5 protein-coding genes are annotated in these 15,139 nt (G+C 53.7%); 3 read left to right on the top strand and 2 right to left on the bottom strand.

Going from position 1 to position 15,139, the window contains the following annotated elements:
• Positions 1–808 precede the first annotated feature (808 nt).
• Complete coding sequence (locus G9Q73_RS01930) at positions 809–9,511, top strand: PKD domain-containing protein (protein WP_177418250.1); 8,703 nt, start codon at positions 809–811, stop codon at positions 9,509–9,511.
• A 14-nt stretch (positions 9,512–9,525) separates the two neighbouring features.
• Positions 9,526–11,160, top strand: coding sequence for an RHS repeat domain-containing protein (locus G9Q73_RS01925; protein WP_177418249.1), 1,635 nt, complete (start codon positions 9,526–9,528; stop codon positions 11,158–11,160).
• A gap of 214 nt (positions 11,161–11,374) precedes the next feature.
• Here G9Q73_RS01925 and G9Q73_RS01920 read toward each other — a convergent pair whose 3' ends face one another.
• A complete protein-coding gene (locus G9Q73_RS01920) occupies positions 11,375–12,310 on the bottom strand; it encodes a hypothetical protein (RefSeq protein WP_177418248.1) in 936 nt (311 codons plus the stop codon).
• Between the two features lie 431 nt (positions 12,311–12,741).
• On the bottom strand, positions 12,742–13,071 hold the full coding sequence (locus G9Q73_RS01915; protein ID WP_177418247.1) for a hypothetical protein: 330 nt from the start codon (positions 13,069–13,071) through the stop codon (positions 12,742–12,744).
• Between the two features lie 414 nt (positions 13,072–13,485).
• Between G9Q73_RS01915 and G9Q73_RS01910 the strand changes: the two genes are divergently transcribed.
• Entirely contained in the window at positions 13,486–14,937 is a 1,452-nt protein-coding gene (locus G9Q73_RS01910; RefSeq protein WP_177418246.1) for a class I SAM-dependent DNA methyltransferase, read from the top strand.
• Positions 14,938–15,139 lie beyond the last annotated feature (202 nt).

The raw sequence follows: 15,139 nt of genomic DNA, 5'->3' as shown, positions 1-15,139 counted from the left end.
TGTGTGTGTGCGTTCAGTTGCATTATTGCTCTGCACAATTTTTTCCGAACAAAAGAAACTGATACAGGTTCATGGCAGCAGTATCGAAGTGATTGATGAGGAGGGACTCTACCGGCATGCTGAGTCAGCCGGGATTTGTGGTGGCAGCCTTTCGCCGGATTTGTAATACAGTCGCCCTGTGACCCGTTTTTTCCTTGTCGCAGAATTTTACAGCTGCCAGCTTCCTGGCTCCAGATTCTACATATTGTTCCTATCTTGTTGTAGTTTGGGTAATTAATCCCACGCCTTGCCGTAATTTAACGGATTTCATCTGCTTTTTAGTCCTGAAAAGGCTAAAAAAAGAATTCAAATCCTATTAATGTGTCGGGTTATTTTACATGCCGACCTGGAATTTTTTTCCTTTATTGAAAAAAGATCAAGAAATCATTGACTTGATTTTTGTGGAATGCATCTTGCGTAGTCCTGTAAAGAGGCCAGAATCGTCTCGAATCGATTAGGTTTGGAAGAAAAATAGAGTAAAAAAACCTGGCATGTCGTTAAAGCTAGGCTGTGCAAAGCAGTTTGGAAGAGGCGTTGTGCCGCGGATATTTTTGTCCTGGTCGTCCGGCTAGGCTATCCCCCGTCTATTTTGACCTGGGGCGAGGGAAAAATCTTGCGGTTTCAAGCTTGCCGAGTGTGGGCTTGGATGGTCACGCACACGCACACGTCCTCCTACAACGGTTTATGAGATTCAGCTGATTATCGGATGGCCTGGATTTATGGCTTGTTGTGCTGAAAGTAAAGCATTCAATGGGATGAGATTAAGCGTATGAAAGGTTTTTACGGGTTCTGCAAAACCATTTTTCTTTTAATGGCGCTTAACTGCATCTATGTGCTGCCGGCCTTTGGTGAATTGAGCATGGGGCTGGTTACAGCAACCAGTGTTCAGCGCGTAAGCCGGTTTGAAGTCATCTATACCTATACGGCTGTACTAAATAACAGTGGACCTGAACCACTGAGTAATGTTACCGCAACCCTCACAAGCAACACGCCGTATCTGACAATTATCGATGGGGAGATAGTTTTTCCGGACGTCCCGGTCAGCGACGGCATAGAATCAACCGATACAATCACTATACGGTATAACAGGCGTCACACTTTTAGCGATGAGGACCATGATTGGAGCTTTAGTCAGGAAGATCCAGCCCCTTCAAATACAAAACCAACAGCCGACGCAGGGCCGGACCAAAGTGCTTTCCTCTGGAGCACTGTAACACTGGATGGTTCTGGCTCCAGTGATGTTGACGGTGATTTACTGACCTTCAACTGGTCCCTTCTGAATGTGCCCGGCGGCAGTGTCGCCGCTTTGTCCGACCCGAATGCCGTCATGCCCGACTTTGTATTGGATGCTGTCGGACTTTATGAACTGGAACTGGTTGTGAATGATGGGACTGATGACTCAGTGCCGGACAGGGTTCTTATTACCACCAGCAACTCACCACCGGTAGCCGACGCGGGGCTGGATCAAAGCATTCTTACCGGAACCACTGTTTCGCTGGATGGTTCGGGATCCAGTGATGTTGATGGCGATCTGCTGACTTTTACCTGGTCCCTGCCGAGCGTGCCAGCTGGAAGTGTGGCCGCTTTGTCGGATCTCAATGCCGTCATGCCCAGTTTCATTGCCGACCTGCCAGGCAGCTACTCGGCTGAGTTGATTGTGAATGATGGCATTGTCGATTCGGCAGTGGATATTGTCACTGCCACCACCGAAAATTCAGGCCCCGTGGCAGATGCGGGGCTCGATCAGACGGTCGCAGTCGGTGACTTGGTGACCCTCCAGGGTGGCGGCTCCAGCGATGCGGATGGTGATCCGTTGAGTTATCTGTGGTCGTTGATTGCCGTACCCGCGACCAGTAGTGCCAGCCTGTCGGATTCCACCGCAGTTTCTCCGGCCTTTACCCCTGATGTGCCGGGAGACTATTTGGGGCAGCTGATTGTAAATGACGGAGTGACTGACTCAGCACCGGATACGGTGAAAATCAGCACAATCAACTCTGCGCCGGTAGCTGATGCAGGACCGGATCAAACGTCGTCTGTAGGTGGTGTGGTAACGTTGGATGGCACTGGCTCCAGCGATGTGGATGGCGATGTGCTGACTTATTCCTGGGCCTTTACCAGTAAACCGGCTGGCAGCAGTGCCAGTCTGAGTGATCCTGGCGCACTCTCCCCGGCATTTGTCGTCGATCTGCCCGGTACCTATGTTATTGGATTGGTCGTCAATGACGGCACGCTCGACAGCGATTCGGATCCGGTCATTATCCAGACCGAGAACCAGGCGCCGGTGGCAGTGGCGGTGGCTGATGCCAACAGCGTGACACTGGGCACCCAGGTGAATCTGGACGGAAGCGCCTCCAGCGATCCGGATGGGGATCCCCTTGGCTATGCCTGGACATTGACGGCACCGATGGGAAGCACGGCAATTCTATCGGGCGCTACCAGCCCGACACCGAGTTTTACGCCGGATGTGGCAGGTAACTATCTGGCTACTCTGGTGGTCAGTGACGGTACACAGGCCAGTGTGGCCCAAGTGGCCATAAGTGCGACTATCCCGAACAATCCCCCCACACTTGTAGCGGTGGGCGATCGTACCATTTCAGCCAGCCAAAACTTCTCCCTGCGGTTGTTTGGAATAGACACAGATATCGGCGATACGCTGACCTATTCACTGTCGGTATCACCATCTGCAATGAGCGTAAATCCAGCTACGGGTGATCTTAACTGGACGCCGGGTGCTGGTGATCTGGGCGCGAACGTGGTGATGGCCCAGGTGAATGACAGTGCGGGTTTAAGCGATGCGAAGAGCTTTACCATCGAAGTCGTCGCGCCAGTGGTGCCGCCTCCTGCCAATGAGCCACCACAGTTGGCGCCGATTGCTGACCAGACTGTCATTGTCGGTGATGCGCTGGCAGTAACGCCCACAGCAAGTGATCCGGATGTCGGTGACACTCTGACCCTCTCTCTGCCGTTGGCAGCAGCGGGTTTGACCCTGGCGGCAGATGGAACGCTGCAATGGACACCCACGGTTGATCAGGTTGGCAGCCATGATGTGACCGTTCAGGTAACCGATGGCTCAGGGGCTATCGCGGTGCAGAGTTTTATTGTTACGGTCAAAGCGGTAAACGGACCACCGCTGGCAAGGGATGACCTCTATAGCGCAACGGTTGGTGAAACCCTGACGGTGGCAGCCGCAGGTGTACTGGGGAATGACACAGATCCGGACGGTGATGCCCTGACCGCTGTACTGGTGAACAACGCCACCACCGGTAGTCTGAACTTCAACCAGGACGGGTCGTTTGATTACCAGCCACCAACACCCATCAATAATCTGGTCGCCGTTCCGGTTGTGGGCGACCTGATGCAGTTGGCAGAACCGATTGCTTTCAATGTGAGTAGTACCGATCTGGGTACAATATGGACCCACCAGGATGAACGCCACGCATTCCGAACGATCGATGGTGATCTGAATACCTCCTGGTTCACCACGCCGGGTGATGCGGTCAATCTGGGTTCCAGCCCCTATTTTGAAGCTGTGTTTGCGGTCGATGTCAGGGTCACAGAGATCCAGATGTTCGGCAATCGCGAAACACCGGATGGTTTTGACTTTCTCTCCGGGATTTTTCAGTTATTTGACGAAAATGGTGTTGAGCTGTTTAACAGCGGCGATCTCAGCCTGCCTGCGCCTGAGCGGGATATTGTAGTACCCGTGCCATCGGTTGATCGGGTCAGGCGCATCCGTTTTACACCAACGGCAGATGAATCTGACAAGCCCGGATTTGCCGAGCTGAAAGTGATGGGTTCGGCGGTCACTCGTCTGTTCAAACACAAGACCAATATTGAATTGACCCGTTTTGCACGGTTTAAAACCTCCGCCAGCAGCATCAAAGACGAGGCTAATGCTCATACACTGTATGACGATGAGAATGCCATTGATCAAAGACATATCACAAATTGGTATAGCGAAGACGGTGATGTTGCCCCCGTGTTTGAAGTCACCTTTCCAGATCAGGGAATCACCGTTCGTGAGATCCATCTTTTCGGGGCAACCAACTTTGTCAATACCCCATTCACCCAGCGACAGTTTCTGACGGGTGAGTTCCGTCTGCTGGGTGGCTCAGGCGTGGAGCTGTGGAGCAGCGGCGTGGTTGATTTACTGGATGTAGCCACGGGTTTCATTTTACCTGTACCCGCTGTGGCTGATGTTCATACGATCCGCTTTGAAGGTGCAACCTGGAATCACGCCACGCTCGGCCCCGGGTTCAGTGAGTTGAAGATATTCGGTGATGGACTGGTCTGGCCTGTCTATCCAGGGGAGGATTGGGCCTGGACAGAGACATCCATGCCAATCGAGGGTAGCGCCTCTGCCCGCCATGTGGTCAATACACCCCTGGTCGCAGATTTGGACGGCGACGGCTTCCCTGAAATTGTCTTCAGTGCCGCAGTACCCCATGAAGGCGTCTCCCGGTTCAAGGCTCACATCGTCGTTCTGGATGGTCGTACCGGTGCAGAAAAACAGGTGCAAACGGATCTTGCGATGAGTGTAGATGGTTATGTCTCCATGGCGATAGGCGACATTGATGGCGATGGACTGCCTGAAATCGTTGCGTACGCTTACCAAGAGACCGGAAGCCCCAACCATCTTATCGCTTTTGAGCACGATCTGACCCTTAAATGGCGCAGCGATGAGATTGGAAATGTCCAGTGGGCCGGCATTACCATTGCCAATGTGGATGGTGCTGGCCTGCCTGAAATTCTGGTTGGCCACCAGGTGCTTGATGCCAACGGCGCGCTGCTTTGGTCAGGTGTTCCCATAGGGGATAATCAAAATTTTGTCATCCCGATTGCGGCTGATATCGACCTTGATGGAAAGATGGAGGTGATCGTTCGCAATCGTGTTTATGGCGCAGACGGCACCTTGCTTTGGTCAATGTCATCAACATCTTCCAGTATCTGGGCGGCGACCGGTAATTTTGATGATGATGCCTATCCTGAAATCGTTTTTACCACATTCGGTGGTGAGACGTTTCTTTACGAACACGATGGCACACTGAAATGGAAAGTGGATCACAAAGCCCGTAGCGGCCCGCCGACCGTTGCGGATTTTGACGGTGATGGGAAACCTGAGATAGGTCAGTCTGGCCAACTAACCTACTCGGTTATAGATACAGATGGCCGGTTGATATGGGATCAACCCATCGATGAAAGCAGCGGCACCGTGGGTTCAGCGGTATTCGATTTTGATGGTGATGGCAGCATGGAGGTCGTACTTCATGATCATACCTATGTCCGCGTCTTCAGGGGTGTCGATGGCGAGGAGTTACTGAAGATATTTTTAACCGGACCCACGGCTGTAGAGTACGCGGTCGTTGCAGATGTGGATGCGGACGGCCACGCAGAGCTGGTGGTTGCTAGTGGGGGCATTGGCAGCTGGGAGCAGACAAATGGTATCCGTGTTTATGGCGGACTGGATAATGACTGGGTTCGTACCCGCAAGATCTGGAATCAGCATGCTTACCATGTCACCAACATCAACAGTGATACCACCATCCCTGTGGTTGAACGCCACAACTGGTTGATACCGGGGCTGAACAACTATCGGCAGAACGCCTATCCGCCGGATGATCTCGATCGTCTTGAGTCATTCACCTACAAGGCGCGTGCCGCGGGACAGGATTCGAATCTGGCCACTGTGTCGATCGACGTGCTGACACCCAATACAGCACCGGAGATCATCTCGGCGCCGGCGCTTTCCGCCACCGTTGGTTTTGATTATCTCTCCGCAGTGGGGGCAAGTGATGCAGACAATGATCCATTGCTCTTCTCCCTGGTGGATGGTCCTGCTGGAATGAGCATCGATTCAGCCACCGGTCTGCTTCGTTGGGCACCGGTTCTGGCTGATCTGGGTGACCATGCGGTGACCGTCAAGGTGGCAGATGATAGTGACTTCTCTACGCTGTTGGCCTACTCCCTGAGTGTCAGAGAGCCGGTGGTGGCTCCCGATGTGATTGGCCAGACACAGGCTGAGGCAAGTGCCACCTACTCGGCAGCCAATCTCGAAATCGGACAGATCCGTTATGAAAACCATGCCACGATTGCTGCCGGTGCTGTCATTTCTCAGGCACTGCCCGCTGGCTCGGTCACCGAGTTTGGTGGTGCTATCGGGCTGGTCATATCACTTGGGCCTGAACCCGAGGATGTTGATGATGACAGTGATGGTTTTACCGAGAACCAGGGTGACTGTAATGATGCCAACGGGAGTATCTTTCCCGGTGCCGTCGACATTCCCGGTAACGGCATAGATGAAAATTGTGACGGCGTTGATGCCACGCGACCACCCGCAGAGATAGTCGTCACACCGGCACTGAAAACGATTCTGACGGGGCAGAGTGTGAGCCTGAGTGCGACGGGTCTCTATGGGGACGGTAGTAACCGAAACCTCACCGGTGTCGTGGTCTGGTCTGCAGGTCCTGTATTCAGTTCGGCTACAGCCGGGTCGTTTGTCGTTGATGCCAACCTTGGTGGCGTGACGGGTTCTGCCAATATCATTGTGGTGGAGAGACTTGTCGGCGATGCGGTTCCTCCGGTTGCAAGCCTTGTCACACCTGGGAATAACTCAACCGTCACTGAACCTGTGGATGTGCTGGGTAGTGCGAGTGATGCCAACTTCCTGAAATACGAACTCGCCTACGCCCTGGCCGGTGATACGAATTTCACCCTGCTCACCTCCAGCGACACTGCGGTCATCAATGGTGTGCTGGGCCAGTTCGATCCAACGATATTGATCAATGATCTCTATACCCTGCGTCTGACGGTGTTTGATCGGGGTGGAAATATCACCGTTGATGAATCGACGGTTCAGGTCGATGAGAACCTCAAGGTGGGTAACTTCAGTCTGAGCTTCACAGATCTGCATATCCCCATGTCGGGTATACCGATCAAGGTGGTTCGTAACTACGATAGCCGTGATAAACGCAAGGGCGATTTTGGTATCGGCTGGCGACTCGATGTACAGACACTGCATCTGCGCAGCAACCGGGTATTGGGCTCGGCATGGCAGGTTGTCAGATCCGGCTTTACCTACGCATTGTTGCCCACGGATGACCACAAGGTGAGTCTGGTGCTCGCCAATGGAAAGGTTGAAGAGTTTGATCTGCTGGTCAATCCCATTGTCTCTCCCTTGGTTCCTTTCCCACCTTCAGCCAACCGGGCAAGTTACATCGCCCGGCCAGGAACCCTCGGCCGTCTGGAGAGCCTGGATAACAACAACCTGACCATCCTCGATGGTCAACCTGGAGAGGTTGGGCTGCGGGATGACCTGACCAACAAGCTCTATGATCCAGACCTGTTCCGTTACACCTCGGCGGACGGCACGCAGATCATCATCAGCAAGTCGGATGGTGTACAGAGTATCAAGGATGCAAACGGTAATACCCTGACCTTTACCCCAAATGGCATCACCCACTCATCGGGTAAGAGCATCACTTTTGTACGGGATGACCTTGGCCGCATCGCACAGATCACCGATCCGAATGGCAACAGCCAGACCTATACCTATAACGTCAATGGTGATCTGACCCACCACACGGATACGGAAGCGAGTACGACAAGATACGCCTATGATGCCAATCATGGTCTGACTGACCTGTTCGATCCTCTGGATCGACCACTGCTGCGTAATGAATATGGTCCTGACGGCCGACTGATAAGTACCACCAACCCAGAGGGTAGGGTGATCACCCTGACCCACAATGTGGGTGCGCGGCAGGAGATAGTCACTGACTTCGATGGCAGCATGACTGTGATGGAATACGATGCCAGTGGCGATGTGCTGTCGGTGACCGATCCTCTCGGCAATGTGACCAGCCACACCTATGATGGGTCGGGTAATCCCCTTGCTACCACCAACGGTGAAGGTGAGACCACCACGCGAACCTATGATGCGCGTAGCAATAAGCTCACTGAAACTGACCCCCTTGGCAACACCACGACCTTTACCTATGACAGTGCCGATCGGGTGACCCGTAAAACCGATGCCCGTGGAAATAGCACAGACTTTAGCTACGATGCACGAGGCAATCTGTTAAGCCGTCGTAATGCACTGGGTGTGCTTGAGGTAAGCAACAGCTACGATACAAGGGGCAACCTGCTGGTGCAGACGGATGCCCTCGGTAATACCACCCGGTATGAATATGATGCCGTCGATAATCAGATAGCCAGAACGGATGCGCTGGGCAATCGCACGACTTATACCTATGATGCCAATGGTAACCAGTTGACGGAGACAGATCGTCTCGGCACGACAACTACTCAGCTGCTCGATGGTCGTGGACTGGCCATTCGCAGCACCGATCCTCTGGGCAATACGACGGAATTTCAATACACCGTCACAGGTCTGTTGCAGGCGATCACTGATCCCGCAGGCAACACAACCCATCAGGTACTCAGCGCTGAGGGCAGGGAACTCTCATCCACGGATGCCCTCGGCAACCTGACGGAAAACAGCTATGACATCAAAGGTAACCTGACTCGCACTACCGATCCTTTGGGTCGCATCAGAACCCTGCAGTACGATGATCTGGATCGCCAGATTGGGGTGACTGAAGCGGATGGCAATGCCAGTGAACTGATGTATGACAATGCTGGTCGCATCGTCGAGCAGATCGATACACGGGGTAACAGCACGCGATTTGTCTACGATGTTGCCGGCCGAATTATCAAGATGATTGATGCGCTGTTGCAGGAGACCCGGTTTGAATATGACAGTGTGGGTAATCGAACTGGAATGATCGATGCCAAAGGCCAGCTTTTCAGTTTTACCTATGATGCACTCGACCGTCGGGTGCAGGTAAACTTCCCGGATGGTAGCTTCGAAACCACCGCCTATGATGCTGCAGATCGCGTCATCCGTGAGACAGACGCCCTGGGTCGTTCGACTCGGAACCAGTACGATGCCAACGGCAATTTGACCCAGGTTACTGATGTCCTGGGGAATCTGACCACCTATCTCTACGATCAGGAAGACAACCTGCTGACCCAGACAGATGCACGGGGCAATACGACCCGGTTCGCCTATGATGATATTGGCAGACAGACCTCCAGGATCTACCCGGATGGCACCGTTGAGACAATGCAGTACGACTCGGTCGGCAATGTATCAACGACTACCGATCCCAATGGTGACATAACGGCACAGAGTTTTGATGCCAAGGGACAACTCATCGCAAAGACTTTTCCGGATGCGACTGGGGAATCATATTCCTATACAGCAACAGGCGAGCTTGCCGCGGCTGATAATGTCCAGGGCACGACAACCTATAGCTACGATGTGAATGATCGTCTGGTTCGACTGGGCAATCCCGATGGCAGCTCAATCGAGTATGGCTATGATGCCGAGGGTAATCGGACCAGTGTTGCCACCCGCTTCATGCCGATCGCTCTGCCGCGCGCACCACAACCTACACCTACGATGCGCTGAATCGTATCGCAACGGTGGTTGACCCAGATAGCAACATCTCCACCTATGCCTATGATGCCATAGGTAATCTGGCCAGCATCGATTACCCCAATGGTGTTGTCACGACCTATACCTATGACAGTCAGAGCCGACTCTCTCTGCAGGTGCATAGCAAGGCGGGTGTTGAACTGGAACGCTTCCACTACGAGGTCAATGCAATCGGTGACAGAACCCGCGTGACACAGACTGACGGTTCGTCTGTTGAGTATGAGTATGATGATCTGAGGCGTCTCACGCGCGAGATCCACAGGAATATTTTCAACACTCTGATCTTTGACCGCAACTACATCTATGATGAGGTCGGAAACCGAACCAGTACCATCGATCTGGGCGGCACCACCATCGTTTATCTGTATGACAGCGCAGATAAACTGCTTTCAGCAGGCAGCACAAGTTACGCCTATGATTCCAATGGCAACCGGCGCTCACGGGTCGATGGCGGCGGGCTGACGACCTATGACTTTGACTTTGAAAACAAGCTGACCTCAGTAAACGCATCCAGTGGTGCTGTGACCTATGGCTACGATGCCCAGGGTAATCGTAACCAACGGACTGAATCGGCGGCGACCACTCACTTCCTGATTGATCCAATCAACCCGACGGGTGTGTCGCAGGTGCTGGGTGACTACGACAGCGCGGCAAACCCGATAGCTGAATATTTTTACGGTAACCAAATGTTGGCACAGAGTCGCAGTGGCGTGACGCACTACCTGCACAGGGATGGCAGGCAGAATGTACGTCTGCTGACGGACAGTGCCGGTAATCTTACCGATACTTACCAGTACCAGGCGTTTGGCCAAGAGTTGAGTCAGTTCGGTTCAACCACCAATCCCTATCGCTATTCCGGTGAACGTGTCGACCCCACCACCGGTTTGGTGCATATGCGGGCGCGTGACTATGATCCTGCGACGGGACGTTTTGTTGGCCGGGATCCGTTTGAAGGTGTGTTACGTGATCCTGTCTCCCTGCACCGTTACCTCTATGCCAATGCAAATCCGGTATTCTTCTCTGATCCTACCGGGCGTTTCTCTGCGGTGGAGCTCTCTGTCTCAGTCAGCATTGGCGAGATTCTGTTTAACTTGGGGCCAGCAGTGATCAAAGGTACTTTTACCGCAGCGATCATTCAAAAATTCTTTGGCATCGGCTTCCATCTTCGCCAGGCAGGTTATGAGTTAATGCTGGGTCAATACAAAGGGCCGCACAAGTTCGAAGTGGGAACCTCCGGGTATCATGTTTTTCTCACCGGAAATGCATTTATCAAGATGGGTGCCATAGCGATCGATTTCGTTGACACTCTCACCGATGCTTTATTCTCTATCAAAGCTGCAAGCTCATCACTGGTTGGAGTGGTTGGTGCCGTAGGCGCTGGAGCAGGGGCGGTCAGTGTGGCAGGCAATGGGGCACAGCTAGGGGTTGACCTCTATGCCTTGACACAGAAGATTAATTCGGTCTCAGGATCAGTCAAAAATATGCATGCAGCAGCAACCGGGAAAAGCGCAGGAAAGGATCCCAATACCACTAAAGCCGCCGCGCAGCTGGACACGGAGCGTACGAAGGCTGTTTCATTTGGGCTGTTAAACTTCGTGGTGGGTGCCTTTAGTAAAAGGTAAATAACAGGGGCAGAAAAAATTGGGAGTGGGGATCGCTTTCAACATGGAGCCAGGTAAAGAGGGCCGGCGGTAGAGGGACATATTTATTTAGCACTCAACCGCAAGGCGGTTCACGAAGCGGCAAAAGAGCATCGGCCTGAACGCTGGAGTGGTGGCATCAAAAATTGGTCGTCGCATAATGCTTTCGGATGGACAGCATCCCATGCCTACCCGCCTAACCTGGGTCATCCTTGCGGAAGAGGATCTCCAGACGCAGGAACAGGGCTGTATTGATGTCACGACCGCCACCGTTGTCATCCAGGGGCCAATAGACTTCCGGGATCACTTCGTAGAAGAGCCAGGGGCGGTAGAAGTTGCGCCGATAACGTGCACGGACCCGATAGGTGTTGGCCTGAAAATCGGGTTGGGTCTGCCCGAACACGCCGGCGTCGAAGGCGATGGCCCGGTGGGAAGAGTCCCGGTAGAAATAGGTGAATTCGCTGCTCCACTCCACACCGTTGCTGATCTCGGAGAGAATCCCGTAGTTGCTCCAGCGCAGCATATCCCCACCGGGCAGGGCGCGCTCTATATCACCGCGCAGATCGGCGCCAAAGCCGTCCAGGGAGTCCCAAAAGCCGGTGCCGGCCAGTCGGGTCAACCAATCTTCATCGTAACGCCAAGCCTCACGGTAACGCGTCCGGAGTTTGGTGGCCAGGGGGTTGAGCCGGAACCCGGCGGAAAAGGACAACTTTTTCATCGCCTGATCCAGCACATCGAAGCGCAGGCTGGCACCGCTGGCATTGGTGGCTCCGGTAGCTGTGGCGCTGGGCAGCGGCACCTCTGAATCGGTCAGGCGACCCTCTTCGGTTCCTCCCTCGATCACCAGCCGGGCCTTGCGTTGCAGTCGCGGCAGTTTCACCTGCAGGCGGAACTTCGGGTCGTAGGTCATTTCATTGCGCGATTCGAAGCGCAGATCTTGAATCAGACGCAGATGGACCACCGCATCGGTCTCCTCCGCATCCCGCTCATCCCCGAAGAAACGGTCGAACCAGTTGGCGCCTGCGTCCAGGGTCTCGCCGACCCCATGCACCGAGTAGTCTAACCAGTTTTCTTCCGCTTCGGTCTCTGCTTCGGCGGGGCCGACAGCGAGCGCCAAACCCAGGGAAATCATGATTCCCATCACCCCAGCCGACGGTCTGTCTCCTACTCTCATTCACTGCGCCTTATCTATCCTGCCCTATAATGACCTTGGGCCTGTCAAAGTGATGACTGCTCGTTCCCACCCGCAAGCTGTCGCGCAACACCCATTCTTCGTGATCCAGCAATTGCAATACCCGTTCTAGTGCGATGCGTCGATCCGCCTTCCGCATCCACTCGCAGCTGGACACTTGGGAAAAATGCATGGACGGATCCACCTCGACAGGGGTGGCGGCCTGATTATACCGGATCCCCACGGACCAGGTCCGTATTTGCCGCAACAATGCTTCCGACGGCAGCTTTGTGGGATTCACCACAAGGCGAAAATCCCTATACCTCGTAATATAAACTGAAAGGGGCAGCGTTGATTGCTGCCCCGGTTAACTACATTTGGCTACATCCACATCACTCATTCAGGTAGTATCCCAGGAGACCCCCCAAGACGAATGCTCCAAGCGCATCGTCGTAATAGTAGTGGTGCCTTGGATAGCGGTATGCCGGATATCCCCAATGGTGACGATTGCTTTTCCAATGCCGGTGGTGCTGGGAATGACGGCGCTCCTTATGGCGCCAGCGTTCATGCTTGCGTGATTGCTCGGCACGATAGCTGTAGTCGCCGACCTTGATCATGCCTGCTTCATCATAGGGTTCTGCTACCGCAGCCAGCGGGACTCCAAGGGAGACCAGAATCAATGTGGATGCGGAGAGTGCGGTGATCAGGCTCTTGTTGCGCATTTTGAACCTCCAGGAGAGCGGTTGAATTCCTCTCTTACTGGTAACGATAACAAGGGAATACTGAACGAGAGCTTAATAGTGCATAAAAAAGCCTACAGTTACGCGGGCTTAGGCTCTTTATTGGATTGCTTTGGATCTTGAAATGGTGGGTATGGCGGATTCAAAAAGTAGTTATAAGTTGTTGAATATAGATTAATAATCCATCGCTTTGTATTACATGTACCCCCAAATTAATTTTTCTCGTCACTATTAGTTCATAGCGTGAGCAGTCAGGACACATCATTTCAGCCTCAGATTGTCCAGTGTAGTATATTCGCCGTTGCCGGGGAAAGCTCAAGACACTCATAGCCATCACATTTTGATTCGGTATGGTGCGGCTCAACCAATAATAAGAAAGAGGGAATAGTTTCACCCATGTTCGAACAGACCTTCAAGAATATCGACGATGTACTCTGGAAAGAGGCGGGCTGCACCACGGAGCTGGACTACACTGAGCAGACCTCCTGGATGCTGTTCCTGAAATATCTGGATGATCTGGAGCAGGAGCGGGCGATGCAGGCCGAACTGCTCGGCAAGCCCTACAGCTTCATCATTGATGACAACTACCGCTGGTCGGCCTGGGCCGCGCCGAAAACCCCAAACGGTGATTTTGACCACGATGCCGCCCTCACCGGCGACGACCTGATCGACTACGTCAACCGCAAACTCTACCCCTATCTGCACGGCTTCAAACAGCGCGCCTCAAGCCCCGACACCATCGAGTACAAGATCGGTGAGGTGTTTGGTGAGATCAAGAACAGGTTCAGCAGTGGCTACAGCCTGCGCGATGCGCTGGAGTTGATCGACGGTCTGCGTTTCCGCTCCCAGCAGGAGAAGCATGAGCTGTCTCACCTCTATGAAGCGAAGATCAAGAACATGGGCAACGCCGGACGCAACGGCGGCGAATACTACACCCCGCGCCCACTGATCCGCGCCATGGTCCAAGTGACCAAGCCCAAACTCGGCGAAAGCATCTACGACGGTGCTGTCGGCTCGGCGGGCTTTCTTTGCGAGGCCCACGACTACCTGCGGCAGAAAAAACTCACCACCAGCCAGCTCAAAACCCTGCAAACCCGCACCTTCTACGGCAAGGAGAAGAAATCCCTCGCCTACGTCATCGCGATCATGAACATGATCCTGCACGGTATCGAGACCCCCAACATCGTCCACACCAACTCCTTGAGCGAGAATCTGGCCGATATTCAGCAGAAGGATCGCTTCGATATCGTGCTTGCCAATCCGCCCTTCGGCGGTAAGGAGCGCAAGGAGGTGCAGCAGAACTTCCCCATCAAGACCGGCGAGACGGCGTTTCTCTTCCTGCAGCACTTCATCAAATACCTCAAGGCCGGTGGCCGGGGCGCGGTGGTGATCAAAAACACCTTCCTCTCCAACTCCGACAACGCCGCCCGCGCCCTGCGCCGGGAGCTGCTGGAGAGCTGCAACCTGCACACCATTCTTGACTGTCCCCAGGGCACGTTTCAGGGCGCGGGGGTAAAAACCGTGGTGCTCTTCTTCGAGAAGGGCGTGCCGACGCGAAACATCTGGTACTACCAGCTCGATCCCGGCAGAAACCTGGGCAAGACCAACCCCCTCAACGACGATGACTTGAAAGAGTTTGTTGAACTTCAGGCCAGTTTTGCCGAGTCTGATAAATCCTGGAGTGTGGCAATCGGCGATTTGGATACCGACAGCGTGGATCTCTCGGTGAAGAATCCCAACAAGGCCGAGGAAGCGCCGTTGCGGGAACCGGAGGTGATCATTGCCGAGATCGCCGCACTGGATGTGGAGAGTGCGAGGATTCTGGAAGGGATTCGGGGGTTGTTGTGAGGGAAGGGTGGAAAGAGGTTCTATTGGGTGAAGTCTGCGAACTAATCAAACGTGGTGTCGCCCCAAAATATACCGATACTGATGGCATCTGCGTCATCAATCAGACAAGCGAGTCTTCGACCTCGTGAAAGATTTTGGGACATCCCAGTCCCCAAAATCGACTCGGCCTTCGACAACCTATTAGTGCCCCGGTCGTCCCGGT

The organism is endosymbiont of Lamellibrachia barhami (assembly GCF_011947365.2).
In the GTDB taxonomy this organism is placed as follows: domain Bacteria; phylum Pseudomonadota; class Gammaproteobacteria; order Chromatiales; family Chromatiaceae; genus QGON01.
The sequence above is the reverse complement of the archived record's forward strand: the minus strand, read 5'-3'. Positions and strand labels throughout refer to the sequence as shown.

Excerpts from the sequence above, each read along its gene's own strand:
- G9Q73_RS01930 (WP_177418250.1), top strand. The coding sequence starts at position 809 with ATGAAAGGTTTTTACGGGTTCTGCAAAACCATTTTTCTTTTAATGGCG.
- G9Q73_RS01920 (WP_177418248.1), bottom strand. The coding sequence starts at position 12,310 with ATGATTTCCCTGGGTTTGGCGCTCGCTGTCGGCCCCGCCGAAGCAGAG.
- G9Q73_RS01915 (WP_177418247.1), bottom strand. The coding sequence starts at position 13,071 with ATGCGCAACAAGAGCCTGATCACCGCACTCTCCGCATCCACATTGATT.
- G9Q73_RS01910 (WP_177418246.1), top strand. The coding sequence starts at position 13,486 with ATGTTCGAACAGACCTTCAAGAATATCGACGATGTACTCTGGAAAGAG.